Annotated in this window: 23 protein-coding genes; 14 read left to right on the top strand and 9 right to left on the bottom strand. The window is 66.6% G+C overall.

Features of this window, described 5'->3' with window-relative positions:
* Positions 1 to 12 precede the first annotated feature (12 nt).
* On the top strand, positions 13 to 1,014 hold the full coding sequence (locus AC07Z7_RS02295; protein ID WP_494765182.1) for a GlxA family transcriptional regulator: 1,002 nt from the start codon (positions 13 to 15) through the stop codon (positions 1,012 to 1,014).
* Positions 1,015 to 1,150: 136 nt separating this feature from the next.
* Here AC07Z7_RS02295 and ppk2 read toward each other — a convergent pair whose 3' ends face one another.
* Positions 1,151 to 2,065 carry a polyphosphate kinase 2 gene (gene ppk2 / locus AC07Z7_RS02290; RefSeq protein WP_094288191.1) on the bottom strand — a complete coding sequence of 305 codons (915 nt, stop codon included), beginning with the start codon at positions 2,063 to 2,065 and terminating at the stop codon, positions 1,151 to 1,153.
* 129 nt (positions 2,066 to 2,194) lie between these two features.
* Here ppk2 and AC07Z7_RS02285 point away from each other — a divergent pair, with 129 nt between their 5' ends.
* Entirely contained in the window at positions 2,195 to 3,277 is a 1,083-nt protein-coding gene (locus AC07Z7_RS02285; RefSeq protein ID WP_494765181.1) for a transporter, read from the top strand.
* Positions 3,278 to 3,340: 63 nt separating this feature from the next.
* Positions 3,341 to 4,216 carry a ParB N-terminal domain-containing protein gene (locus AC07Z7_RS02280; protein WP_494765180.1) on the top strand — a complete coding sequence of 292 codons (876 nt, stop codon included), beginning with the start codon at positions 3,341 to 3,343 and terminating at the stop codon, positions 4,214 to 4,216.
* Positions 4,217 to 4,228: 12 nt separating this feature from the next.
* On the opposite strand, the gene AC07Z7_RS02275 is transcribed toward AC07Z7_RS02280, so the two are convergent.
* Positions 4,229 to 5,080: a SirB1 family protein gene (locus AC07Z7_RS02275; RefSeq protein WP_094288185.1), complete on the bottom strand. Its 852-nt coding sequence runs from the start codon at positions 5,078 to 5,080 to the stop codon at positions 4,229 to 4,231.
* A 96-nt stretch (positions 5,081 to 5,176) separates the two neighbouring features.
* Entirely contained in the window at positions 5,177 to 6,736 is a 1,560-nt protein-coding gene (gene murJ / locus AC07Z7_RS02270; protein ID WP_094288183.1) for a murein biosynthesis integral membrane protein MurJ, read from the bottom strand.
* 185 nt (positions 6,737 to 6,921) lie between these two features.
* Between murJ and rpsT the strand changes: the two genes are divergently transcribed.
* Complete coding sequence (rpsT, locus tag AC07Z7_RS02265; RefSeq protein ID WP_015015385.1) at positions 6,922 to 7,224, top strand: 30S ribosomal protein S20; 303 nt, start codon at positions 6,922 to 6,924, stop codon at positions 7,222 to 7,224.
* Between the two features lie 197 nt (positions 7,225 to 7,421).
* The gene (locus tag AC07Z7_RS02260) at positions 7,422 to 8,627 is read left to right on the top strand and encodes an AAA family ATPase (protein WP_494765179.1); all 1,206 of its coding nucleotides are present in this window, start codon (positions 7,422 to 7,424) and stop codon (positions 8,625 to 8,627) included.
* A 19-nt stretch (positions 8,628 to 8,646) separates the two neighbouring features.
* Here the strand turns inward: AC07Z7_RS02260 and AC07Z7_RS02255 are convergent, their stop codons facing one another.
* Positions 8,647 to 8,970 carry a DUF3579 domain-containing protein gene (locus AC07Z7_RS02255; protein WP_094288179.1) on the bottom strand — a complete coding sequence of 108 codons (324 nt, stop codon included), beginning with the start codon at positions 8,968 to 8,970 and terminating at the stop codon, positions 8,647 to 8,649.
* 240 nt (positions 8,971 to 9,210) lie between these two features.
* Here AC07Z7_RS02255 and AC07Z7_RS02250 point away from each other — a divergent pair, with 240 nt between their 5' ends.
* The 3 genes from AC07Z7_RS02250 to AC07Z7_RS02240 are packed head-to-tail and all read left to right on the top strand — an operon-like array spanning position 9,211 to position 12,042.
* The gene (locus tag AC07Z7_RS02250; protein ID WP_494765178.1) at positions 9,211 to 10,407 is read left to right on the top strand and encodes an aspartate aminotransferase family protein; all 1,197 of its coding nucleotides are present in this window, start codon (positions 9,211 to 9,213) and stop codon (positions 10,405 to 10,407) included.
* A 17-nt stretch (positions 10,408 to 10,424) separates the two neighbouring features.
* The gene (gene argF / locus AC07Z7_RS02245) at positions 10,425 to 11,354 is read left to right on the top strand and encodes an ornithine carbamoyltransferase (protein ID WP_252660861.1); all 930 of its coding nucleotides are present in this window, start codon (positions 10,425 to 10,427) and stop codon (positions 11,352 to 11,354) included.
* 7 nt (positions 11,355 to 11,361) lie between these two features.
* Entirely contained in the window at positions 11,362 to 12,042 is a 681-nt protein-coding gene (locus AC07Z7_RS02240) for an HD domain-containing protein (protein ID WP_494765177.1), read from the top strand.
* Positions 12,043 to 12,130: 88 nt separating this feature from the next.
* Here the strand turns inward: AC07Z7_RS02240 and AC07Z7_RS02235 are convergent, their stop codons facing one another.
* The 5 genes from AC07Z7_RS02235 to AC07Z7_RS02215 all read right to left on the bottom strand — a co-directional run bounded on the left by AC07Z7_RS02235 (position 12,131) and on the right by AC07Z7_RS02215 (position 18,030).
* The gene (locus AC07Z7_RS02235; protein WP_494765176.1) at positions 12,131 to 12,373 is read right to left on the bottom strand and encodes a hypothetical protein; all 243 of its coding nucleotides are present in this window, start codon (positions 12,371 to 12,373) and stop codon (positions 12,131 to 12,133) included.
* A gap of 14 nt (positions 12,374 to 12,387) precedes the next feature.
* Complete coding sequence (gene feoB, locus AC07Z7_RS02230) at positions 12,388 to 14,313, bottom strand: ferrous iron transporter B (protein WP_494765175.1); 1,926 nt, start codon at positions 14,311 to 14,313, stop codon at positions 12,388 to 12,390.
* Positions 14,310 to 14,639: a FeoA family protein gene (locus AC07Z7_RS02225; protein ID WP_494765269.1), complete on the bottom strand. Its 330-nt coding sequence runs from the start codon at positions 14,637 to 14,639 to the stop codon at positions 14,310 to 14,312. The genes feoB and AC07Z7_RS02225 overlap by 4 nt, the downstream gene beginning before the upstream one ends.
* Before the next feature lie 310 nt (positions 14,640 to 14,949).
* Positions 14,950 to 15,849 (bottom strand): hypothetical protein, encoded by a 900-nt coding sequence (locus AC07Z7_RS02220; protein ID WP_494765174.1) that lies wholly within the window; start codon positions 15,847 to 15,849, stop codon positions 14,950 to 14,952.
* A 231-nt stretch (positions 15,850 to 16,080) separates the two neighbouring features.
* A complete protein-coding gene (locus AC07Z7_RS02215) occupies positions 16,081 to 18,030 on the bottom strand; it encodes a S9 family peptidase (RefSeq protein WP_494765173.1) in 1,950 nt (649 codons plus the stop codon).
* A 164-nt stretch (positions 18,031 to 18,194) separates the two neighbouring features.
* Here AC07Z7_RS02215 and AC07Z7_RS02210 point away from each other — a divergent pair, with 164 nt between their 5' ends.
* The 6 genes from AC07Z7_RS02210 to kynA all read left to right on the top strand — a co-directional run bounded on the left by AC07Z7_RS02210 (position 18,195) and on the right by kynA (position 23,751).
* Positions 18,195 to 18,860, top strand: a complete 666-nt coding sequence (locus tag AC07Z7_RS02210; RefSeq protein WP_252661101.1) for a response regulator transcription factor — start codon at positions 18,195 to 18,197, stop codon at positions 18,858 to 18,860.
* Positions 18,857 to 20,281, top strand: a complete 1,425-nt coding sequence (locus tag AC07Z7_RS02205) for a sensor histidine kinase (RefSeq protein WP_252661099.1) — start codon at positions 18,857 to 18,859, stop codon at positions 20,279 to 20,281. The genes AC07Z7_RS02210 and AC07Z7_RS02205 overlap by 4 nt, the downstream gene beginning before the upstream one ends.
* Before the next feature lie 41 nt (positions 20,282 to 20,322).
* A complete protein-coding gene (locus AC07Z7_RS02200; RefSeq protein ID WP_252661098.1) occupies positions 20,323 to 20,673 on the top strand; it encodes a YkgJ family cysteine cluster protein in 351 nt (116 codons plus the stop codon).
* Positions 20,674 to 20,796: 123 nt separating this feature from the next.
* Positions 20,797 to 21,450: an arylformamidase gene (gene kynB, locus AC07Z7_RS02195; RefSeq protein ID WP_252661096.1), complete on the top strand. Its 654-nt coding sequence runs from the start codon at positions 20,797 to 20,799 to the stop codon at positions 21,448 to 21,450.
* Between the two features lie 88 nt (positions 21,451 to 21,538).
* Positions 21,539 to 22,849, top strand: a complete 1,311-nt coding sequence (kynU, locus tag AC07Z7_RS02190; RefSeq protein ID WP_252661094.1) for a kynureninase — start codon at positions 21,539 to 21,541, stop codon at positions 22,847 to 22,849.
* A 2-nt stretch (positions 22,850 to 22,851) separates the two neighbouring features.
* Positions 22,852 to 23,751, top strand: coding sequence for a tryptophan 2,3-dioxygenase (kynA, locus tag AC07Z7_RS02185; protein ID WP_494765172.1), 900 nt, complete (start codon positions 22,852 to 22,854; stop codon positions 23,749 to 23,751).
* The last annotated feature ends 16 nt before the right edge of the window (positions 23,752 to 23,767 follow it).

Genomic DNA, 23,767 nt, shown 5'->3' with positions numbered 1-23,767 from the left:
CAAGAACCTTCGATGCAGGATACACCACCTTCTTCCCCCATCCACGTGTACTTCGCCCTGCTGCCGGGCAGCCTGGTGCTCGACTGGGCCGGCCCGGCCGAGGCGCTGCGCATCGCCAACCAGGCGCTGGTGGGCCGGGGCCAGCCCGAGCGGTTTGTGCAGCATTTCGTGAGCCCTACGCCGCAGTCCGTGACCTCGGTGGGCGCGGTGCTGACGGGGCTGGAGCCCCTGCCCGCCACCCTGCCCACGCACGCCTGGGTGGTGCTGGTGGGGCTGGCGGGCAAACACATCGACGTAGCGGGCGACGAGGCGCGTGCGCTGCTGCACTGGCTGCGCGGGCTGCGGCCGGTGGCGGGGCAGCTGGAGCTGGTCACCGTGTGCGCCGGTTCGGTGCTGGCCGCCCACGCCGGCCTGCTCACGGGCCGCCGCGCCACCACGCACCACCTGCACCTGGATGAATTGGCCGCCGTGGACCCACGCTGCGATGTGGTCGCCAACCGCGTGTTTGTGGCCGACGGCGCCGTCTACAGCAGCGCGGGCGTGACCACGGGCATCGACCTGCTGCTGCACCGCATCTCGGACACCTGCGGCCCTGCACTGGCGGCCCAGGTGGCACAGGCCATGGTGGTGGCCCTGCGCCGGGGGCCGAACGATCCGGAGTTCTCGCCCTTCCTGCACCACCGCAACCACCTGCACCCCGCCCTGCACCGCGTGCAGGACGCCGTGGGGCAACAACCGCAGGCCGACTGGAGCGTGCCGCAGATGGCGGAGGTGGCCCACACCTCGCCACGCCACCTCACCCGGCTGTTTCTGGAGCATGCGGGCATCGCCCCGCTGCAGTACCTGCGCCGCATCCGCCTGGCGACGGCCGAGGCCGCACTGCGCTCGGGCCAGAACGTGACACAGGCCGCGCTGATGGCGGGCTTCAGCTCCGACACCCAGCTGCGCCGCGCCTGGCACCAGTTCGGGCGCGGGGGCACGCCGTCGCAAGGCGACACCGGCCGACCGCACTGACCTGGCACGGCCTTCCTCAGAGCCCGTGCACGGCTTTCCAGGTTTTCGAGCAGGATTTTTGAAGCTTTTTTAGGCTTCTGCGCTCAATGGATATGCCTTTGTAGCTATATTTTTTATAGCAAATGATCCATGGCGATCAATAGACTTCCGGCACATACATGGACGCTGGCACGGGCTGGCGCAGGTACTCGGGGTTGCGCACGCGGTCAGGCAGCACCACGGCGGGGTGTGGCACCTCCTGGTAGGGCATTTGGGCCAGCAGGTGGGCAATGCAGTTCAGGCGCGCCTTTTTCTTGTCCACCGCCTGCACCACCCACCAGGGCGCCTCAGGGATGTGGGTGCGCTCCAGCATGGTCTCCTTGGCCTTGGTGTAGGCCTCCCAGCGCACGCGGCTTTCCAGGTCCATGGGGCTGAGCTTCCACTGCTTGAGGGGGTCGTGGATGCGGCCGAGGAAGCGCAGATGCTGCTCTTCGTCAGTGATGGAGAACCAGTATTTGACGAGCCGGATGCCCGAGCGCACCAGCATCTTTTCAAACTCGGGCACGGTGCGGAAGAACTCCTCGTACTCGTCGTCGCTGCAAAAACCCATCACCCGCTCGACGCCCGCGCGGTTGTACCAGCTGCGGTCAAACAGCACGATCTCGCCCGCCGCAGGCAGGTGTGCCACATAGCGCTGGAAGTACCACTGCGTGCGCTCGCGGTCGTTGGGCGCGGGCAAGGCCGCCACGCGGGCCACACGCGGGTTCAGGCGCTGGGTGATGCGCTTGATCACGCCGCCCTTGCCCGCTGCGTCGCGCCCTTCAAACAGGATCACCACCTTCTCGCGGCTGTGCTGCACCCAGTCCTGCAACTTGACAAGTTCGCCCTGCAGGCGGAACAGCTCCTTGAAATACTGCTGGCGTGCGAGCTTGTCGGCGGCGGTGGGGGCGCCAATGTCGTCCACCTCGCGGTCTTCGATCTCCAGCTCCAGCTCCTCGTCGTAGCTGTCGATCAGGTCATTGGCGATGCGCTGCATCAGCTCCTGGGAGTCAAGGGCGTTGTTGTAGAACATGGGGAGCCATCCGGCAGGGCAAAAAGATGCGCCATGGTGGCGCGCTGCGGTGACAGTGCCGTGAAAATTTCGTGACAGCGGCGCGATTTGTCATAGCGTTGTCATGCCCGCAGGCCACGATGCAAGCCCGTGCCGCCTGTTGATCTCCCTCCCCATCCCGCCACCACCCTGCCCGCCAGCGCCAGCCTGAACTACGGGGGTGACGCCGCCGGGCTGATCTGCGGCTACCTGCTGGGCGCCGACGCTGCACCGCGAGAGATCGACTCGGCCCAGGCGGCGCAGTGGCTGGCGGGCCTGCAGGTCGGAGGCGCTGCGCTGGAGGGGAAAGACCAGGGCCAGTTCCTGTGGCTGCACTTCAACCTGAGCCACGCCCAGGCCATGCGCTGGATGGAGCGGCACGCCGACCTGCCCGAGGCGTTTTTTGATGCGCTCAAGGACCGCTCCGTCTCCACCCGCATTGAGCGGGACGACGACACGCTGATTGCCGTGCTCAACGACGCGCACTTTGACTTTGCGTTCGAGCCCTCGGACATCGCCACCCTGTGGACCAGCGTGGCACCGCACCTGATGGTGACGGGACGCACCCGCCCGCTGCGCTCGGTGGACGCATTGCGCACGGCGGTGCGCAGCGGCAACGCGCCCTGCTCCAGCGTGGCCCTGCTGGCCGAACTGATGCGCACGCAGGCCTCGGGCCTGGTGGACATCGTGCGCGGCGTGACCCAGCGCATCGACGACGTGGAAGACGCGCTGCTGGCGGGCCGCCTGGACCACAAACGCGCGCGGCTGGGCGTGCTGCGGCGCCTGCTGGTGCGGCTGCAGCGGCTGCTGGCGCCCGAGCCCGCAGCGCTGTTCCGCCTGCTGCAGCACCCGCCCGCGTGGATGGGCGCCGACGACGCGCAGGAGCTGCGCGACTCCACCGAAGAGTTCTCGGTGGTGCTGCGCGACATGCAGGGACTGCAAGAGCGCATCAAGCTGCTGCAGGAAGAGATCGCCGCCAGCGTGCAAGAGGCCAACAGCCGCAGCCTGTTCGTACTGACGGTGGTCACCGTGCTGGCCCTGCCCATCAACATCCTGGCGGGCCTATTTGGGATGAACGTGGGGGGCGTGCCGCTGTCGGACGACCCCCAGGGCTTCTGGATCATCGTGGCTGTGGTGGTGGCGTTCACGGCGGTGGCGGGCTGGCTGGCGCTGCGGGACACACGCGATCGGTAGGCCCGGTGGCAGGCCCACTACAATGCCGCCCCTTGCCCAGATCCCCCGGACCCGTCTGCCACCATGAACATCGTCGTCAACGAAGAACTCAAAGCCTACATCGAACCCCTGACCCCCGACGAACACGATGCGCTGGAGCGCAGCATCCTGACCGAGGGCTGCCGCGACGCGCTGGTGCTGTGGGGCGATGTACTGGTGGACGGCCACAACCGCTACGGCATCTGCCAGAAACATGGTCTGCCGTTCCAGACCGTGCAGAACCCGCGCTTCAAGTCGATGGAAGACGTGCACCTGTGGATGATCGACCAGCACCTGGGTCGCCGCAGCGTGTCGGACTTCCAGCGCGGCGTGCTGGCACTGCGCAAGCGCGAGATCATTGCGGACCGCAAGGCGCGGGCCAGCACCGCCGCCGAGCCCGCAGAAGCAACGGCCGCCGCCATGACCGAATTGCCAGCGGCCGCCCCCGAGGCCGTTGCCGCCCTGCCCGCGCCCGATCCCCTGAGCAGCCGCGAGGCCATTGCCAAGGCAGCGCGCCTGAGCAGCAGCCAGGTGGTGATGATCGAGAAGATCCAGAAGCAGGCCGCGCCCGAGCTGGTGGCCGCCGTGAAGTCCGGCACTATCTCCATCAACGCCGCTGCGGCTGTTGCCACCCTGCCTGCCGAGGAGCAGGTGGCAGCCGTCGTGGCGGGCAAGGACGAACTCAAACAGGCCGCCAAACGCGTGCGCGAATTGAGCAAGCGCAAGCCGCGCGACGAAGCGCCGTCGGAAGAAAAACCGGCAGCGGAAGCCGCAGCAGGTGCCGAGGGTGCGAAGGGCGGCGCCGACGAACTGCGCACCCTGCGCAGCCGCGTAGCCGAACTCACCGCAGAGAATGCCGAGCTGCGCAGGCAGGTGGCGCAATTGCAGGCGGCGCTGCCGGAGGGCAGCGCGCCGTTCTGAAGATTTTGAAGATCAACCGCTGGCGTTGCGCAGCGCGCTCAGCCGGTCGGCGATCAGGTCGATGTCGAGCCCGTCTTCCGCGTGGGTCAGGTAGGCCTCCAGGTCGGTCACCGCGTCGGCCGTGTTGCCCCTCTCGGCATGGGCCAGCCCCCGGTCGCGCCGCTCGCCCCAGGCCTCGGGCAGCAGCACGATGAGCCGGTCCAGCACGGCAATCAGGCGCTGCCAGTCCTGCTGGGTGCGGTGCACTTCCTTCAGGTTGCGCAGCATGCGCGCAATGATGTCGCGCGGCGTGGCGGCCTGCAGGTACAGGCCCAGCGGCACGTCGTAGTCGTCCACCAGTCCATTGCGACGCTTGTAGGGCTCCAGCCGCTCGGCCAGTTCCTCGCGGCTCAATGACTGGCCCGAGATCGGGTCCATCACCACCTGCCCCTTGGGCAGCAGCACCTTGACCATGAAGTGCCCGGGGAACGCGATGCCCCGCGCATGCAGCCCCAGGCCCTGGGCCAGCTCCATCCAGAGCACGGCCAGGCTGATGGGAATGCCCCGGCGCGTGCGCAGCACCGCGTTGAGGTAGCTGTTTTCGGGGTCGTAGTAGTTGTTGATGTTGCCGCCAAAGCCCAGGTCGGCAAAAAAGAATTGGTTGAGCGTGCGCAGACGCTGCAGCGCAGGGGCATCGGCCGGCAGGCGGCGCTGGATGCGCGCAAGCAGCTGGTCCATGTCGCCCAGCAGTTGCTGCACGTCGAATTCTGGGTATTCGTCCTGGGCCAGGCTGGCGGCGGCCTCCAGCAGCGGAAAGTGCTCATCGCTGTGCACCAGCGATGCAAAGTACTCCAGCGAGGTGGGTACGGAATAGCTCAGGGACATGGTGAATTTTTAAGCGTCACGCCGGTCAGCGTCAATCGACAGAAAACCCGTCTTGACAGGGCATTTGTGGCCTTCGGAGGGACATGCCATGGTGTTTCAGCGTCGCAGCATCTGGCGCAGCTTGAGGCCCGCCGCCCACAGCGCACCAAAGTACAGCACGGCAGCCGCCACCATCAGCGCGGCCAGCAGGCCGATGCGCTGCCAGGATTTGCCGCGCATCTCCACCCAGTCGAAATACTGCGCCCCCCATACCAGCAGCACGGCCAGCAAGGCGCTTGCGGCAATCACCTGCAGGGCAAACCTGCCCCAGCCCGGCAGGGGCTTGTAGCTGCCGCGCCGCAGCAGGCCCACCAGCAGCCAGGTGGCGTTGATGAGCGCTCCGATGCCGATGGTCAGCGTCAAGGCCGCATGCTGCAGGTAGGGCACGAGCACAAGGTTCATCAGCTGCGTGAGCACCAGCACCGCCACGGCAATCAGCATGGGCGTGCGCATGTCGTGCTTGGCATAAAAACCCGGCGCCAGCACCTTGATGGCCACGATGCCCACCAAGCCCGCACCATAGCCCGTGAGCGCCAGCGTGGTCTTGCGCACGTCTTCGTCGCCGAACGCGCCGTAGTGGTACAGCACCGCCACCAGCGGCTCGGAGAACACCAGCAAGGCCACCATGCAAGGCACCGACAGCAGCACGACCAGGCGCAGCCCCCAGTCGAGCATGGCCGAGTAGCGTTCATCGTCCTGCTTGGCGCGGGCGCTGGCCAGCTGCGGCATCAGCACCACGCCCAGCGCCACGCCCAGCAAGGCGGTGGGCAGCTCCATCAGGCGGTCGGCATAGGTGATCCAGCTCACGCTGCCCGTGGCCAGGTGCGAGGCAATCTGCGTGTTGATGAGCAGCGAGATCTGCGCCACGCTCACGCCCAGCAACGCGGGCAGCATCAGGCGCGCCACCTTGCGGGTGGTGGGGTCGGCCCAGGCGGTGCGGATGGCCGCCCAGCGCACACCGATGCGCGGCAGCAGCCCCAGGCGCAGCAGCGCGGGCACCTGGATGCCCAGTTGCAGCAGGCCGCCTAGCATCACCCCGGCCGCCTGGGCATAGATGGGCTCGATGCCGTGGCGCGCAAACAAGGGCGCGCCCAGCGTGATGGACAGAATGAGCGCGATGTTGAGCAGCACCGGCGACGCGGCGGGCACCGCAAACTTCTTCCAGGTGTTGAGAATGCCCCCGGCCAGCGCGACCAGCGACATGAAGCCGATGTAGGGGAACATCCAGCGCGTCATGGTGACGGCGGCATCAAACCCCTGGGGCTGCAGCCCGCTGGCCATGGCCCACACCATCCAGGGCGCGCCCAGCACCCCGGCGATGCACAGCAGCACCAGCGTCCAGGCCAGCAGCGTGCCCACATGGTCAATCAGTGCCCGGGCACCGTCGTCGCCCTCCTGAGCGCGGGTGGCGGCCAGCACCGGCACAAAAGCCTGGCTGAAAGCCCCTTCGCCCAGCACGCGGCGGAACAGGTTGGGAATGCGGAACGCCACGTTGAAGGCGTCCGTCATGGCGCTGACCCCGAAGACGGAGGCCATGAGCAACTCGCGCACCAGCCCGGTGATGCGGGAGGCGAGGGTCAGCAGGGAGACGGTGGAAGCGGCTTTGAATAACGACACCGCAAGAAGTGTAGCCCTGGATGATCCCCCAGCCGGATGGCGCGCCCGGTGGCCCGGCCAAGCCCGGCCCCATGGCACCCTGGCGCCGCCGCACCGGCTTCCGGCAAGGTAGTGGTAAAAATCCCTCTCTGGGCTATAATCGCGGGCTTTGCTGGCAACATCCACAGACCCAAGGAATATTCATCATGGCATCCGCTAAACCAAAAAAGAAGAACCCCCGCCTCGCTTCGGGCCGTAAGCGCGTCCGTCAGGACGTCAAGATCAACGCCGCGAACACCTCGCTGCGCTCCAAGTACCGTACCGCTGTCAAGAACGTCGAGAAGGCTGTTCTGGCTGGCGACAAGACCAAGGCGACCGAACTGTTCGCCAAGATGCAAGCCGTGGTGGACACCGTGGCCGACAAGGGCATCTTCCACAAGAACAAGGCTGCTCGCGACAAGAGCCGTCTGTCTGCCAAGGTGAAAGCCCTGGCACCCGCAGCCGCTTAAAAAACTCACCGCCTGCTCCGGCAGGCCAACAGCCCGGACGGCCCCGCCGTTCGCCGTTTGTAACGGGTGCGCTGCCAGCAAAAAGACGAACAAACCGCCTTCGGGCGGTTTTTTCGTTTCCGGGCCTCGCACAGCACGCTTTACCTTAAATTATTGAATCAGCATAATTATTGGAATTCCATAAAATCCAATAAACCATGACCTTCCGCCGCACCGCTCTTGCTGAGCAGATGGCCCATCAGCTGCTCAGGCCCTCGTTCCTGGACACCTCGCTGCGCTCCGGCCTGTTCCTGTCGGGCCAGCGGCGCGTGGGCAAGACCACCTTCCTGGCCACCGACCTGATCCCCGCCCTGGAGGCCCTGGGCGCCATCGTGGTCTATGTGGACCTGTGGAGCCAGCCGCAGGCCAACCCGGCCGATCTGGTGCACGAGGCCATCCGCAAGACGCTCAAGGAGCTGCAGCTGCCTGGCTCAGGCCTCCTCAAACGGCTCAAGGAAGTCACCAACCTCGAAGCGGGCGCAGCGGGTTTCAAGTTCGGCTTCAAGCTCGCCGATGTGGGCAAGGACGACGGCGTGAGCCTGGCCCAGGCGTTCCAGGAGCTGATCGACCAGGCCCAGACCGATGTGGTGCTGATCGTGGACGAGGTGCAGCATGCGCTGGGCAGCGCCGATGGCGACCACCTGCTGCATGCGCTGAAGGCGGCGCGCGACGCCATCAACACCCGCCCGGGCACGCCGGGGCACTTCCTCTTCATCGGCACCGGCTCGCACCGTGCGCGCGTGCAGGAACTCACGCTCAAGGGCAACCAGGCCTTCAACGGCGCGGTGACCAACGAATTTCCGGTGCTGGGGCGGGATTTCATCGACTACGTGCTGGCGCAGGTCGGCCCCCAGCTGGGCGCCATGCTGCCTTCTGCGGAAGTCACCGAGGCCGCCTTTCGCAGCATGGGCAGCCGGCCCGAGGAGCTGATGAAGGCGCTCAACGTGCTGCGCAGCCTGCCGCCGGACGCCCTACCCGACGAACACCTGCCCACCATCGCGCAGTCTTTGGGCGCTGCAGCGGCCGATGTGGAACTGCAAAAGGTGGAGGCCATGGGCCCGCTGGCCGAGGCCGTGTTCTCGCGCATCTGCAGCATCGGCGGCGACGTGAAGGGCGTGTTCACCGGCGAGGCGCTCAAGGCCTATGCGGCGCAGATCGGCCGCGAGGTGACGGCCCAGGAGGTGCAGGGCATCATCGGCGCGATGACCTCGGCCAACCTGCTCATGCGCGTGAAACACGGGCACTACGGCGTGACGGACCCGTTTGTGGAAAAAGCCTGGATGAACCGGCTGCAGGCCGACCAGCTGCTGCGCGCGAGCCCCGCTGGCGATGCACCCCGGCTGGGTGCAGGCAAAGGAAACTGAGGGGGGGAAACTGAGCGCCTCAGCCCTTGGCGGCGGGCGGGTCGGGCAGCAGGCAGGCCTCGGCCACCTGCAGGTTGTTGTCGCGGGCGAAGTTGATCACGAAATCCCAGGCCATGGGCTCGTGCCCCTGCAGGTCGCGATGCACCACCACACATTTCACGCCATTGAGCGTGGTGGGAATACACCAGGGCGAGTAGCTCAGGTGGCTGCCGGGCCGGGCTCCACCGGGGCGGAAGCTGCTCATCACCCCGGCCAGCCGCTCGGCCCAGTCGCTGGGCCGAAAGGTTTTCCCGTCATGGGTGATGCCCTGGATGAAGACTTCTTTGGAGGAGGGGGAAACCATCGGGGATTGGAGTGGTAGTGAGCGCGCCAGACACAGGATCACTGCATGCTGCACCGCAGCGCGTATTCTAACTCTTATATAAGAGCTGCCCCTCTAATCCATCGCCAGCACCGGGAATCTGGCGCAAATCCCTGGTAACAGCCTTCATTGCAGTAATGCGCAATCGTCAACAGACGATCACAGTGCGCGCCCTAGAATCGTGCTTCGTTTTTTGCCACCGTACCGTCTGGAGATTCCCGCATGACCGCTTTCATCGAAGCCGCTTCGCCCCACGTGATGAACACCTACGGCCGCGTGCCGATCGCGCTGGAGCGTGGCCAGGGCTGCCGTGTGTGGGATGTGAACGGCAAGGAATACCTGGACGGCCTGGGCGGCATCGCCGTGAATACGCTGGGCCACAACCACCCCAAGTTCGTGCCCGCGCTGCAGGACCAGATCGCCAAGCTGATCCACACCTCCAACTACTACCACGTGCCCGGCCAGGAGCAACTGGCCGCCAAGCTGGTGGAGCTGTCGGGCATGCAGAACGTGTTCTTCTGCAACTCGGGCCTGGAGGCCAACGAGGCGGCCCTGAAGATCGCCCGCAAGTTCGGCGTGGACAAAGGCATCGCCAAACCCGAGATCGTGGTCTATGAAAAGGCCTTCCATGGCCGCTCCATCGCCACCATGTCGGCCACCGGCAACCCCAAGATCCACAGCGGCTTTGGCCCGCTGGTCGAGGGCTTTGTGCGCGTGCCGATGAACGACATCGAAGCCATCAAGCAGGCCACAGAAGGCAACCCCAACGTGGTCGCCGTGTTCTTCGAAACCATCCAGGGCGAAGGCGGCATCAACGCCATGCGCATCGAATACCTGCAGCAGCTGCGCAAGCTGTGCGACGAGCGCGGCTGGCTCATGATGATCGACGAAGTGCAGTGCGGCATGGGCCGCACCGGCAAGTGGTTTGCCCACCAGTGGGCGGGCATCGTGCCCGACGTGATGCCCCTGGCCAAGGGCCTGGGCTCGGGCGTGCCGATTGGCGCGGTGGTGGCGGGCCCCAAGGCCGCCAGCGTGCTGCAGCCCGGCAACCATGGCACCACCTTTGGCGGCAACCCGCTGGCCATGCGCGCCGGGGTCGAAACCATCCGCATCATGGAAGAAGACGGTCTGCTGCACAATGCGGCCAAGGTGGGTGACCACCTGCGGGCCGCCCTGACGCGCGAGCTGGGCAACCTGCCGGGCGTGAAGGAGATCCGGGGCCAGGGCCTGATGCTGGGCATCGAACTGAACAAGCCCTGCGGCGCCCTGATTGGCCGCGCAGCCGAAGCGGGCCTCTTGCTGTCGGTCACGGCCGACAGCGTGATCCGCCTGGTGCCTCCGCTGATCCTGACCACGGCCGAGGCCGACGAAATCGTCGCCAAGCTGACCCCGCTGGTCAAAGCCATCCTGGCTGAATGAAGCAAAGCAAGATTGTCATGACGACGCTGAAACATTACCTGCAGTTCACCGACCTCACCGCCGACGAATACACCTACCTGTTCGAGCGCGCCGCGCTCATCAAGAAGAAGTTCAAGGCCTACGAAAAGCACCACCCGCTGGTGGACCGCACGCTGGCCATGATCTTCGAGAAGGCCAGCACCCGCACGCGCGTGAGCTTTGAGGCAGGCATGTACCAGCTGGGCGGCAGCGTGGTGCACCTGACCACGGGTGACAGCCAGCTGGGCCGCGCCGAGCCGATTGAAGACAGCGCCAAGGTCATCAGCCGCATGACCGACCTGGTGATGATCCGTACCTACGAGCAAAGCAAGATCGAGCGTTTTGCCGCCAACTCGCGCGTGCCGGTGATCAACGGCCTGACCAACGAGTACCACCCCTGCCAGATCCTGGCGGACATCTTCACCTACATCGAGCACCGGGGTTCCATCGCTGGCAAGACGGTGGCCTGGGTGGGCGACGGCAACAACATGGCCAACACCTGGGTGCAGGCCGCATCGCTGCTGGGCTTCAAGGTGCATGTGAGCACGCCCCGTGGCTATGAAATTGATGAAAAATTGGCCGCTGGCGCCCACGGGATCAGCGCCGACAGCTATCAATTCTTTAGCAACCCCATGGAAGCCTGCCGAGGCGCCGACCTGGTCACCACCGACGTGTGGACCAGCATGGGCTACGAGGCCGAGAACGAAGCGCGCAAAAAAGCGTTTGCCGACTGGTGCGTGGACACCGAGATGATGGCCGCCGCCCAACCCGACGCCCTCTTCATGCACTGCCTGCCCGCGCACCGGGGCGAAGAGGTCGAGGCCGACGTGATCGACGGGCCGCAGTCCGTGGTGTGGGATGAGGCAGAGAACCGCATGCACGTACAAAAAGCACTGATGGAATATCTGCTTCTGGGCAAGCTGGCCTGACAGCCCCATGCCCTGGCGCCGCCAGCCCGCGCACAGCGCCGAACTGCTAGCCCACTGGAACGCACTGGGCCAGGCGCTGGGCCGGGACACCCCCGCCTGGCGCGCCGAGGGCCGGCGCCTGCTGCGCAGCTGGGCCCGCTGGCCTCGGGCCTACCACGACACCACGCACCTGCGGGCCTGCCTGCGGCACATGCAGGCGGTGCTGGATCAGCAACCCGGCGCACTCCACAACCCCCATGCCGTCGCCTTGGCCCTGTGGTACCACGACGCCATCTACTGGCCGTGGAGCGGGCACAACGAGGCGCGCAGCGCCGAGTGGGCGCGCCAGTTTCTCCTGAGCCAGGGGCTACCCACGGAATTGGCCGAGGCCGTGCACCAGCATGTGATGGACACCCGCCATACCCCGGGCCCGCTCACGGGCGATGCGCTGTGGGTGGTGGACATCGACCTGGCCATCCTCGGCCAGAGCGACGCGGTGTACCGCCAGTTCGAGCGCAATGTGCGGCGCGAATACTTCTTTGTGCGCTGGCCGCGCTATGTGGCGGGGCGCAGCGCCGTGCTGCAGGGCTTTCTGGACCGCCCGCAGATCTACGGCACGGGCTACTTTGCACAGCGCTACGAGGCGCAGGCACGCACCAATCTGCAGCAGGCGCTGCACGCGCTGGGCGAAGGCAGGCTGTACCAATAGCAGGCCGAAAAGGCGCAGAATTATTAAAGAAAAAAGGCCTTACCGCGCATCCATTAAGCGCAAATAGCTATCAAATATATAGCAAATCCTAAGCCACGGGCTTGCGCGGTGCAGGCATGGACACCGGCTTTTCAGCACCCGCCTCGGGCGGCACCCCGCAGCTGCCGCAACGGCTGCACCCTCCTTCATCGCCCCCGCCACAACCGGGCGCCTGGGCCAGCCCCGGGTGCACCCGGCCCAGCCCCCGGCGCCAGCGCGCGGGCAGATAACGCCACAGCACATGGAGCGCGGCAGCGGCGACGATCAAACCAACAATGAGTTGCTGGGCCATAAGCACCTTTCCCTTCAGCCGCCGCCCAGCGCCAGCGCCACGCGGTAGGTCACAAAACTGGCGGCGTACGCCATGGCAAACAGGTACCCCACCATGAGCAGCGGGTAGCGCCAGCCATTGGTCTCGCGCCGCACGGCGGCGATGGTGGAGATGCACTGGGGCGCAAACACATACCAAGCCATCAGCGACAGCGCGGTAGCCAGCGACCACGAGCCCGCCACCAGCGCGCCCAGCTGGTTGGCCACCTCGTCGCCCGTGGCAGACAGTGCGTACACCGTGCCCAGCGCGCTCACCGCCACCTCGCGCGCCGCCATGCCGGGCACCAGGGCGATGGCGATCTGCCAGTTGAAGCCAATCGGCGCGACGATCACCTCCAGCCACCGACCCAGCTGGCCCGCATAGCTGTAGGTGATGGCCGCCTGCGTGGCGCCTTCCGGCGCGCCGGGGTAGGTGGACAAAAACCACAGCAGCACGGTGACGGCCAGGATGATGCCGCCCACCCGCTTGATGAAAATCACCGCCCGCTCGTACAAGCCAAACGCCAGGCCCCGCACGCTGGGCCAGCGGTACGCGGGCAGCTCCATCATCAGCGGCGTGGGCCGCGTGTCGCTGCGGGCCAGCTTGGCCACCGCCGCCACCGCCATGGCGCTGGCTATGCCCGCTACATACAGCGCAAACAGCACCACGCCCTGCAGGTTGAACACCCCCGCCACCGTGCGCTCGGGGATGAAGGCCGCAATCAGCAGCGCATACACCGGCAGGCGCGCCGAGCAGGTCATGAGCGGGGCGATCATGATGGTCACCAGCCGGTCGCGCCAGTGGGTGATGGAGCGCGTGGCCATCACCCCCGGCACGGCACAGGCAAAGCTCGACAGCAGCGGGATGAACGAGCGGCCCGACAGGCCCACCGTGCCCATCACGCGGTCCAGCAAAAACGCCGCACGCGGCAGGTAACCCGAATCCTCCAGCGCCAGAATGAACAGGAACAGAAACAGAATCTGCGGCAGAAACACCAGCACCCCGCCCGCACCTGCCAGCACCCCATCCGTCAGCAGGCTGCGCAAGGGGCCATCGGCCATGTGGGTGTTGATAAGCGCCGCCAGCCAGGCCATCCCGTCCTCGATCCACGACTTGGGTAGCTCGGCCCAGCTGAACACCGCCTGGAACATCAGGAACAGCGTGGCCGCCAGGATCAGCAGGCCCCAGACCGGGTGCAGCACCACCGCGTCGATGCGGTCATCGGCACGCAGGCTGACCATGGGCACGCGCACCGCCAGCTCCAGAATGCGCCGCACCTCCTGGTGCGTGCGGATGACGTCGTTCTGCGCCTCCAGCTCGCTCGCATCCAGCCGCGCCGCCGCATCGGGTGCCATCACCGGGCGCTCCAGCTGCTGCAGCTTCGCGCCGTCCAGCCACTGCACCAGCTCCTGGGCGCCATCCCTGCGCACGCCCACGGTGGCCAGCACCGGCATGCCCAGTTCGCGCGCCAGCGCCTCGCGGTCGATCTCCATGCCCTGGCGCCGGGCCACGTCCATCATGTTGAGCACCAGCACCATGGGCAGGCCCAGGGCGCGGGCCTCCAGAACCAGGCGCAGGTTCAGGCGCAAGTGGGTGGCATCAGTCACGCACACCAGCACATCGGGCACCGGCTCACCCACCCGCCGCCCGCGCACGATGTCGCGCGTGATGGCCTCGTCCAGGCTGTGCGCGTGCAGGCTGTAGGCACCGGGCAGGTCGAGCACCCGCACGCTGCGGCCCGCAGCAGTCTGCAGCAGGCCCTCCTTGCGCTCCACCGTCACGCCCGCGTAGTTGGCCACCTTCTGGCGCGCGCCGGTGAGCAGGTTGAACAGCGCGGTCTTGCCGCAGTTGGGGTTGCCCAGCAACGCAATGCGCAAGGGGGCACCAGACGGGGGCATGGACGCTGCCGTGGGTACATTCATGCCGCCACCTCCTGCGCTTGTCCGGGGGCATCCAGCCGCTGCACCTGCACCATGGACGCCTCTGGCCTGCGCAGCGCAAACGTGACCTGCCCCACGCGCACCGCGATGGGGTCGCCCCCCACCCCGCCACGTGCCACCACGCGCACGGTTTCACCAGGCAGAAAACCGATTTCCAGCAAGCGCAACAAAACGCTGTGCTCCTGCGCATCGCGGGCGGGCAGCAGCCCGGTCACCAGCGCCTGGGCTTGCAGGGGCAGCGTGTCCAGGCCGGTGGATGCAGAGCGCCCGGCGCGCTGATGCAGCAGCGCAGCCGCGCCATGGTCCATGGCTTTCATGGGGGAATGCCTTGTTGTGAATGATATTGATTCTCAATTTTATCAATATCGCCGCCCTGCTGCTGAGGGCGAGGCTGCTAAGTCTGATCCAGAGCAAACCCAGTTCAGGGGCTGTGCACGGCCCAAGTCAGTTGTATGGGGCAGAATTTGTTTTGGCCTATGCAACACCTGCCCTCATGTCGAGGACGAACGTCGCACGGGGTTCCGTCGGGCAGGTATCCCACAGCCCTAAACCAAATAAAAGCGGGCAGTCGATCAAATTGCGATCTTCGCGTTTTCACATGCATGGCCTGTGTGTGCCTCAGCGCGCCCCCCTCGACTTCTTCACTTGCGTTGCGGTGTGACTGAAATGCTTCTTGGCAGTGAACAGAATGAAATTGAGCGAGGGATGCTCAATCAGAGGCTGCAGGTCCCCATCTAGCACATCTGTATTCGAGAAATCGAACCAGTCCAGCCGCTCCAGATTGCGCAGGAACCCAAGCGACGGCAAGGGCGCCGATGCGGTGAGGACCAATTTCTTCAGCATCCCGAGGTGCTTAAGCTGATCAGCCAGACCTTCGATATGGCGAGCGCCCTCCAGGGTCAACTCCACCAATCCCCCACACCGGCCCAGGTACGCCGTATCTTGCAAACCCCGAGGTTGTACAAGGGAGAGCGCGGAAAGGTGCGGGCAGGCGGCCAAGCCATCCAATGAGCGGACCTTCGAGCGGAACAGGTTGAGCTCGCGAAGTTGCGGGGCCATGCGCAGGAAGCCCAGATCTCCCGTCGTGGGAGCCGCTCCGGTCAAGCTCAAACGGGTCAGGCACGGGTAGGTCTGCGCGAAACGGATGCTGGGGGCCCAGGCCTGGCCCAAGGACTCGAGCGCCACGAATCGTTCGCAGTCCACCAGCGGGTTAAGGTCGTCATTGCAGTAATAGGCTCTCAAGTCGCCCGCATGCTGCTGCAGCGGCGCGAGATCCACTTTCCGATTCAGCATGAGGTGCAACTTGCCCACGCCTTCAAACGCCTCGAGGCACGACACCTCGGCCAGATTCGGGTTCTGCGCCTCGGAAAGCCCAAGTTGGGTATACCGGCCGGACTTCCAGAGTGCCGCGCAAGCGCGGGCTTCGGTTGCATCTACGTAGAGGGTGCGCTCCAGCAACTGACCTCCGATGACGGTGTCTACTTCTTGCGAGCGACCTGGCAGGCATTCATCATTCATCGCTGTGCTCCCTGGCTTTTGGTCTTGTTGTTTCGACCTTCGCCACCGCAGCTGCCGATCTAGGGGCCATCGTCATTAGGCAATCGCTCGTGCTGCCAAGGCAACCGCTTTTGTGGCCGAGAGCAGAAGTCTAGCCCCAGAGTTCAGATGGGGCCCCTATCGGAGCCCCGCGCTGCTACGTGAGTTGCAACTTCATTTCCACGGCGCATTTCGAGCCATCCCGGTTTCAATTCAAAACGCCCACGCCCCCAGCTGGTAATAGTCAAACCCGCTGGTGCGCCCGCCCAGGCACCGGGCGAGGAAGTCCTCTGTCTTGCGGTACATCGTGAGGTTGTTGGGCCAGCGCTGGTTGCCGTGGCCGTCGCCCTGGAAGGTGACGTAGTCCACCTCTTTGCCCGCCTTGCGCAGGGCGGCCACCATCCATTCGGACTGCTCCAGCTTCACGCGCACATCGTTCACGCCATGCATGATGAGGATGGGCTTTTGCGCATGCTCGGCGCGGTACAGGGGTGATTTGGCATCCATGCGCGCACGGTCGGCGGGCACGGCGGGGTCGCCCACGTAGCGGTGCCACCAGGGCAGGCCCAGCTCCCAGTAGGGCGGTGCGGCCTCCAGCAGGCGGGCGATGTCGGTCACGCCCACGATGCCCACCGAGCAGGCAAACACCTCGGGGGTAAAGGTCGCACCCACCAGGGCAGAGTAGCCGCCGTAGCTGGCGCCGTAGATCGCCACACGCCCGGGGTCGGCCACGCCGCGCTCTACGGCCCAGCGCACGCCGTCCACCAGGTCGTCGTGCATGCGGCCTGCAAACTCGCCCCGTGCTTTTTCCATGTGTGCGCGGCCATAGCCGCTGGAGCCCCGGTAGTTGACCTGCAGCACGGCATAGCCCCGGTTGGCCAGAAACTGCCGCATGATGCCCTCACCCCAGCGGTCACGCGCCCAGGGCCCGCCGTGAACCAGCAGCACCAGCGGGAGCGCCTGCGGCCGCTGCACGCCCACCGGCAGCGTGAGGTAGCCATGGATGGGCAGGCCGTCCCGCGCGGTGTAGGTGATGGGCTCGGAGGGAACCAGGGCATGGGCGATCACGCTCAACCGGCTTTCACCCAGAAACTGCGGCTCGTGCCCGTCGCGCAACAAGTAGGTGCGTGCACCCCGCTCCGTGCCCACGGCCACGGTGAGCACGCTGTCGGACTGGTCGGCGCTCATCACCCGCACATCCGCAGGCTGGTCTCCCGCCAGGGCCGCCAGCCGGGCGGCCAGCGCCGCATCGAACACTTGGCGGGCCGGATACCCGGGCATCGAATAAGCCACCAGCGGCTCGCGTGTGCGGCGGCTCAGGGTCACGTTGTCCAGGTCCACATCGGGGGATGCGTAAAACAGCTCTTCGGCGCCCGTGACCAGGTCCAGCCGCACCAGCGCCAGTTTGTCGCGCCCCCGGTTGGACAAGGCCCAGGCCTTGCGCCCTTCGTCGTGCAGGCCAAAGATGTTGAGCGTGTCCCAGCGGCTGCGCTGTGTCACGACCTTCCAGGAGCCAGGCTCCGCGCCCGGACGCTCCAGCAGCACCTGGTCGCCCTTGATTTGCGCACGGGCGCGCAGCTGCCCCGTGGGGTCCACCCCCCACCAGTTGACGTTGCCGGGGTTGGTGGCGAGCAGCACGGGCGCCCCGCCTGCCGGGTTCACGCGGTACAGGTCAAAGACTTTCTTGTCGCGCTGGTTGGAGGTGACGATGAAGTCCGAGCTGCCCTCCACCCCATCCACCAGGTGCGCCACCGACTTCTGCGCGGGCATCAGCTCGCGCAACCCGGTGTCGGGCCCATTCACCAGGCCCACGTGAATGCGCGTGTTTTCGTCGCCGGTCGGGTCGGCCGTGATGGCCAGCCAGCGGCTGTCGGCACTGAACCGAACGGTGCGCGCACGGATGCGAAACGCCTTGGCATCGCTGCCGTCGATGGAGCGCACCCAGATCGCAGGCACCACCCCATCCACACCGAACCAGGCAATGCGCTGCCCGTCGGGCGACACCTGGTAGCCCCCGGTGGCCTGCCGGCTCGTCACAAAGTCGCGCACGGGGATCAGCTCGGGCAGTTGTGCGCCCGCCAGCGACGGGTGGGTGGGCCCGGAGGCGCAGCCCGCCAGGGCCAGCACTGCGGCGAGCGCTGCACCGCCCCACCATCGCCGCATCGCCTTCGCATTGTTTGTTGTCATATACGCCATACACCCTCTCCCTGTGTTCCTGTGTTGAGTCGCCGGATGCGGCCATTGTGCAAAGCCTTGCCTTAAGGCCAGCCAAAGGCCCCTGCCGCCGCGCCACGCAAGGGCCACCGCTCCCGCCACAATCCCACCCCATGCACATCCTGCTCATCGAAGACGACCTGGACCTGGGCCGCGCTCTGCAGTCCGCGCTGAAGGTGGAGGGCCTGAGCAGCGAGTGGCTGCGCCGCGCGGTGGACGCGCCCGCCACAGTGGATGCGACCACGGTGGACTGCGTGCTGCTCGACCTGACCTTGCCCGACGGCAGTGGCTTTGACCTGCTGGCGCGCTGGCGCAACCAGGCAGGCCAGGGCGGGCAGGTGCCCATCATCGTGATCACGGCGCGCTCGGCGGTGGAGGACCGGTTGGCTGGCCTGGACGGCGGCGCCGATGACTTCGTGATCAAGCCCTTTGCCACGGCCGAGCTGCTCTCGCGCATCCGCGCCGTGCTGCGCCGCAGCGCGCGCCAGGCCAGCGAACGCTGGGTGCTGGGCGAGCTGGTGATTGAGCCGCGCCGCCATGCGGTGCAGCGCGGTGGCGCGGCGCTGGACCTGTCGCCGCGCGAGTTCCAGCTGCTGCTGGAGCTGGCGCGCGAGCCGGGCGTGGTGGTGTCCAAAAGCGTGCTGGCGCAGCGGCTGGACCCGCTGGGCGAGCCCATGGACTTTGCCGCCATCGAGGTGCATGTGTCCAACCTGCGTCGCAAGATCGGTGCGGAGCTGATCCGCACGGTGCGGGGCGTGGGCTATCTGCTGCAAGCATGACCACGACGATGAAGCACGCGTTGCGCAGCACATGGGCCTGGCTGGCCGAGCCCACGCTGATGCGCCGGAGCGTGGCATCGGTGCTGGTGGCGTTTGTGGTGGTGTGGGCGGTGCTACTGGGCTACAACTTCGTCAACTACAAACACACCATCACCCGCGACCCGGGCCTGATGAAGTACGGCGATGCGGTGCTGGATTCGCTGGCCCAGGTTACCGATCCTGCGCACGCCGCCACGGCGGTGGCGGCCACCGACCACTGGACCAACATCCGCCGCCGCCAGGTGGGCCTGCTGCCCGGGGTGCAGATGCACGAGCTGCTGGATGCGGCATCGGGCCAGCGCGTGTTTGCATCGCCGGGGCTGCAGAACATGGCCTTGCCACCCGCCACACCGCGCGCTGAGCCTTTCATTGAAGAAGCCGCCCTGCAGGGCCGGTCGTTCCGCATCTACACCGGCCGCAATGCGCGCTGGGTGCTGCGGGTGTTCGAGACCAAGCGCACGGACTCCAACTTCCTGCAGTACAACGGCCGCGCCTTGCTGCCGTACCTGCTGCTGGCGTCACCCTTTGTGCTGCTGGCGGTGTGGCTGTCGGTACGCCATGGCCTGCGGCCGCTGCAGCAACTGGCCAGCCGCATCGCGCAGCGCGGGCAGGACGACCTGCAATCGGTGGGCTTCAACGCCCGCCACCGCGAACTCAAGCCGCTAGAGCAGTCACTCGATCACCTCTTCACCCAGCTGCGGCAAAAGGTGGACCGCGAGCGCGCCTTTGTGCAAGACGCCGCGCACGAGATCCGCACGCCGCTGGCCGTGATCACCGCCCAGGCCCATGTGATGGCCCGCTCGCCCAGCGAAGAGGAGCGCACGCAGGCCCAGGCCCATCTGGAGCAGGCCATCGCCCGCACCTCGCACCTGGCGCAGCAACTGCTGGACCTGGCTGCGCTGGACGACGCGCAGCGCCCCGCACCGCGCGACATGGACGTGGCGCAGTGGCTGCGCGGCGCGCTGGCGCAGGCTGCGCCGCAGGCCATCGCGCGGCAGATCGAGCTGTCGCTGGACGCACCCGACACCTTGCCCGCCCGGCTCGACCAGCCTGCGTTCGAATCCATCGCCCACAACCTCATCGACAACGCGCTGCGCTACACACCCCACGGCGGCAACGTGGCGGTGGCGCTGCGGCGTGATAGTGCGGCGCTGCTGCTGTCGGTGCAGGACGACGGCCCGGGCATCCCGGTCAGCGAACAGCAGCGGGTGTTCGAGCGCTTTTACCGGGGCACGGGCCACGCCGCCAACGGCTCGGGCCTGGGCTTGGCCATCGTACGGCAGGCGGTGCTGCGCATGGGCGGGCAGGTGCAGATCGGCGCGGGCCTGAACGGCCGGGGCGTGGGTTTTTTCGTTAGCATTCCCCTCCCCCACAGCGCCTGACGGCCCCGCCGCAGGCCCTGCGCCCATCCCGCCCGTCCCGCATGTCCGAAGCCACCACCACCGCCGATTCCGCCCACCCGTGCCTGAGCTGCGGCGCCTGCTGCGCCAGCTTTCGCGTGGACTTTGCCGTGTACGAGATGCAGGCGATGGGCGGCACGGTGCCCGACAGCCTGGCGCTGGATGTGAACGGCAGCACCTGCCGAATGCGAGGCACGGAGCAGGTGCCCATCCGCTGCGCCGCGCTGACCGGCCAGGTGGGCCAGCAGGTGGCCTGCAGCATCTACGAACTGCGCCCCGCGCCCTGCCGGGAGTTCTCGGCAGGCGACTATGCCTGCCACAAGGCGCGTGCGCGGCACGGGCTGGCGCCGCTGGCGGAAGGCACCAGCTTGTGAGGTGACACCCTCCAGCAGCCGGGCTACTGCCGCATCAAAGTAGTTTAGGCTTCAACAAAAAATCGACCAGGTGTTGGAAATAACCGACACCACGGGTTTTTCGGGACATGCAAACTTTGTCCCATGTCAACGCCCTCCTCCCCCACCGCCCGCCGGCTCTGGGACATCTCACCGCCCGTGTTTGCGGGCAGCCCCGTGTTCCCCGGCGACACGGCCTACAGCCAGCAGTGGTGCGCCACCATCGGCCCCGGCTGCCCGGTCAACGTGAGCGCGATCACCATGTCGCCCCATGTGGGCGCCCACGCCGACGCACCGCTGCACTACGACGCACAGGGCGCCACCATCGGCGATGTGTCGCTCGACGCCTTCCTGGGCCCCTGCCGCGTGATCCATGCCATCGGCTGCGGCCCGCTGATCACCTGGGAACACATCGCTCACGCAGTGAACGGCACTCTGCCCCAGCGCGTGCTGGTGCGCACCTATGAGCACATGCCCGTGGACCGCTGGGATGCCCAACTGGCCGCCTATGCGCCCGGCACCATCGAGCGCCTGGCCGACCTGGGTGTGCTGCTGGTGGGCATCGACACCGCCAGCATCGACCCGGCCGACAGCAAGACGCTCGACAGCCACCAGGTCATCCGCCGCCGGGGCCTGCGCGTGCTCGAAAACCTGGTGCTCGACGCCGTGCCCGAGGGTGACTACGAACTCATCGCCCTGCCACTCAAGCTGACCACGGCCGACGCATCGCCGGTGCGCGCCGTGCTGCGGGCGCTGTAGCACAAAAATTTCGATCTTTTTTGGCCTCTACCGCGCTTCCATCATGCGCCAGCAGCTATCAAAACAGAAGCAAACCACTCTGAACACCATGACCACCACCTTGCAAGACTGCAGCGCGCTCGACGCGCAAGACCCCCTCGCGCCGCTGCGCAGCCACTTCGCTCTGCCCCCAGGCGTGATCTACCTCGACGGCAACTCGCTGGGCGTGGCCCCCAAGGCCGCGGCAGCGCGCGTGGCCGATGTGGTCACACGCGAGTGGGGCACCGACCTCATCAAATCGTGGAACACCGCGAGCTGGTTCGACCTGCCCCAGCGCCTGGGCAACCAGCTCGCACCGTTGATCGGCGCGGGCCAGGACGAAGTGGTGTGCACCGACAGCACCTCCATCAACCTCTACAAGGTGCTGAGCGCGGCGCTCAACATCGCCCGCGAAGACAACCCCGCCCGCAAACGCATCGTGAGCGAGCGCAGCAACTTCCCCACCGACCTCTACATTGCCGAAGGCCTGTGCAAGGAGCGCGGGCTGGAGCTGGTGCTGGTGGAGCCTGAAGAGATCAACGCTGCACTGACCAGCGACGTGGCCGTGCTGATGCTCACGCACGTGAACTACCGCACCGGCGCCATGCACGACATGGCCGCCATCACCGCCGCTGCGCACGCCCAGGGCATTCTGTGCGTGTGGGACCTGGCACACAGCGCGGGCGCGGTGCCGGTCGATCTGAACGGCGCAGGCGCAGATTTCTCCATCGGCTGCGGCTACAAATATTTGAACGGCGGCCCCGGCGCACCCGCCTTTGTGTGGGTGCACCCACGCCATGCCGACCGCTTCTGGCAGCCCCTGTCGGGTTGGTGGGGCCACGCCGCACCCTTTGCTTTCACGCCCGACTACCAGCCCGCGCCGGGCATCACGCGCTACCTGTGCGGCACGCAGCCCATCATCAGTCTGTCGGCCTTGCAATGCGGTCTGGATGTGTTCACCGCCGCACAAAGCCTGGGCGGCATGGCCGCGCTGCGCGCCAAGTCGCTGGCGCTCACCGACCTGTTCATCCAGCTGGTGGAAGAGCGCTGCACAGGCCACGGCCTGGGCCTGGCCACGCCGCGTGACCATGCCCAGCGCGGCTCGCAGGTGTGCCTGACGCGCGACGAAGGCGCGGGCGTGAACGGCCAGGGCAGCGGCGCCTACGCCATCGTGCAGGCGCTGATTGCGCGCGGTGTGATCGGCGACTTCCGCAAGGGCGACGGCGGCACGGGTCGCCACAAGGACATCCTGCGCTTTGGCTTTACGCCGCTGTACCTGGGCTTTGAAGACGTGTGGAACGCCGTGGAGCACCTGCGCCAGGTGCTGGAGAGTGGCGAGTGGCGAAAGCCTGAGTTCAACCAGACCCATGCAGTGACCTGATCATGTGCCCCTTCTCCCACTCCAACACACCGGCCAACGCCAACCCAGGCGACAACGCAGCATCTGCCCTGCCCGAATCCATCGTGCATGAAGAGCGCGCACAGCTCGACTTCAGCCAGAGCATGAGCTACGGCGACTACCTGCAGCTCGACGCCATCCTCACCGCACAAAAGCCGCTGTCGCCCGCGCACGACGAGATGCTGTTCATCGTGCAGCACCAGACCAGCGAACTGTGGATGAAGCTCATGCTGCACGAGCTGCGCGCAGCCATCGGCCACATTGCGCGCGACGAGCTGCCGCCCGCCTTCAAGATGCTGGCGCGCGTGAGCAAGATCATGGAGCAGCTGGTGCACGCCTGGGACGTGCTGGCCACCATGACGCCGCCCGAGTACAGCGCCATGCGCCCGTACCTGGGCCAGTCCAGCGGCTTCCAGAGTTACCAGTACCGCTGCATCGAGTTTTCGATGGGCAACAAAAACCGGGCCATGCTCAAGCCCCACGAGCACCGCGCCGACCTGCTGGCCCAGGTGCAGGCCGCGTATGAAGCCCCGTCGCTGTATGACGAGGCCCTGCGCCTGATGGCCCGGCGCGGCCTGGCCGTGCCCGCCAGCCACACCGAACGCGACTGGACACAGCCTTATGTGGAAAACGATGCAGTGGAGCAGGCCTGGCTCACCGTGTACCGCAACCCCGAGAAGCACTGGGACCTGTACCAGCTGGGCGAGGAGCTGACCGACCTGGAAGACGCCTTCCGCCTCTGGCGCTTCCGCCACGTGACCACGGTGGAGCGCGTGATCGGCTTCAAGCGCGGCACGGGCGGCACGGGCGGGGTGAGCTACCTGCGCAAGATGCTCGACGTGGTGCTGTTCCCCGAAATCTGGAAGCTGCGCACGGACCTGTAAGCACGGCGGCACACCG

It is taken from the genome of Acidovorax sp. GW101-11A03 (assembly GCF_059424825.1).
The sequence above is the reverse complement of the archived record's forward strand: the minus strand, read 5'-3'. Positions and strand labels throughout refer to the sequence as shown.

What these genes read in the sequence shown, in the direction of transcription:
- AC07Z7_RS02295 (WP_494765182.1), top strand. Translation starts at nt 13, where the DNA reads ATGCAGGATACACCACCTTCTTCCCCCATCCACGTGTACTTCGCCCTG.
- ppk2 (WP_094288191.1), bottom strand. Translation starts at nt 2,065, where the DNA reads ATGTTCTACAACAACGCCCTTGACTCCCAGGAGCTGATGCAGCGCATC.
- AC07Z7_RS02280 (WP_494765180.1), top strand. Translation starts at nt 3,341, where the DNA reads ATGAACATCGTCGTCAACGAAGAACTCAAAGCCTACATCGAACCCCTG.
- AC07Z7_RS02275 (WP_094288185.1), bottom strand. Translation starts at nt 5,080, where the DNA reads ATGTCCCTGAGCTATTCCGTACCCACCTCGCTGGAGTACTTTGCATCG.
- rpsT (WP_015015385.1), top strand. Translation starts at nt 6,922, where the DNA reads ATGGCATCCGCTAAACCAAAAAAGAAGAACCCCCGCCTCGCTTCGGGC.
- AC07Z7_RS02260 (WP_494765179.1), top strand. Translation starts at nt 7,422, where the DNA reads ATGACCTTCCGCCGCACCGCTCTTGCTGAGCAGATGGCCCATCAGCTG.
- AC07Z7_RS02255 (WP_094288179.1), bottom strand. Translation starts at nt 8,970, where the DNA reads ATGGTTTCCCCCTCCTCCAAAGAAGTCTTCATCCAGGGCATCACCCAT.
- AC07Z7_RS02250 (WP_494765178.1), top strand. Translation starts at nt 9,211, where the DNA reads ATGACCGCTTTCATCGAAGCCGCTTCGCCCCACGTGATGAACACCTAC.
- argF (WP_252660861.1), top strand. Translation starts at nt 10,425, where the DNA reads ATGACGACGCTGAAACATTACCTGCAGTTCACCGACCTCACCGCCGAC.
- AC07Z7_RS02240 (WP_494765177.1), top strand. Translation starts at nt 11,362, where the DNA reads ATGCCCTGGCGCCGCCAGCCCGCGCACAGCGCCGAACTGCTAGCCCAC.
- AC07Z7_RS02235 (WP_494765176.1), bottom strand. Translation starts at nt 12,373, where the DNA reads ATGGCCCAGCAACTCATTGTTGGTTTGATCGTCGCCGCTGCCGCGCTC.
- feoB (WP_494765175.1), bottom strand. Translation starts at nt 14,313, where the DNA reads ATGAATGTACCCACGGCAGCGTCCATGCCCCCGTCTGGTGCCCCCTTG.
- AC07Z7_RS02225 (WP_494765269.1), bottom strand. Translation starts at nt 14,639, where the DNA reads ATGGACCATGGCGCGGCTGCGCTGCTGCATCAGCGCGCCGGGCGCTCT.
- AC07Z7_RS02220 (WP_494765174.1), bottom strand. Translation starts at nt 15,849, where the DNA reads ATGAATGATGAATGCCTGCCAGGTCGCTCGCAAGAAGTAGACACCGTC.
- AC07Z7_RS02215 (WP_494765173.1), bottom strand. Translation starts at nt 18,030, where the DNA reads ATGCGGCGATGGTGGGGCGGTGCAGCGCTCGCCGCAGTGCTGGCCCTG.
- AC07Z7_RS02210 (WP_252661101.1), top strand. Translation starts at nt 18,195, where the DNA reads ATGCACATCCTGCTCATCGAAGACGACCTGGACCTGGGCCGCGCTCTG.
- AC07Z7_RS02205 (WP_252661099.1), top strand. Translation starts at nt 18,857, where the DNA reads ATGACCACGACGATGAAGCACGCGTTGCGCAGCACATGGGCCTGGCTG.
- AC07Z7_RS02200 (WP_252661098.1), top strand. Translation starts at nt 20,323, where the DNA reads ATGTCCGAAGCCACCACCACCGCCGATTCCGCCCACCCGTGCCTGAGC.
- kynB (WP_252661096.1), top strand. Translation starts at nt 20,797, where the DNA reads ATGTCAACGCCCTCCTCCCCCACCGCCCGCCGGCTCTGGGACATCTCA.
- kynU (WP_252661094.1), top strand. Translation starts at nt 21,539, where the DNA reads ATGACCACCACCTTGCAAGACTGCAGCGCGCTCGACGCGCAAGACCCC.
- kynA (WP_494765172.1), top strand. Translation starts at nt 22,852, where the DNA reads ATGTGCCCCTTCTCCCACTCCAACACACCGGCCAACGCCAACCCAGGC.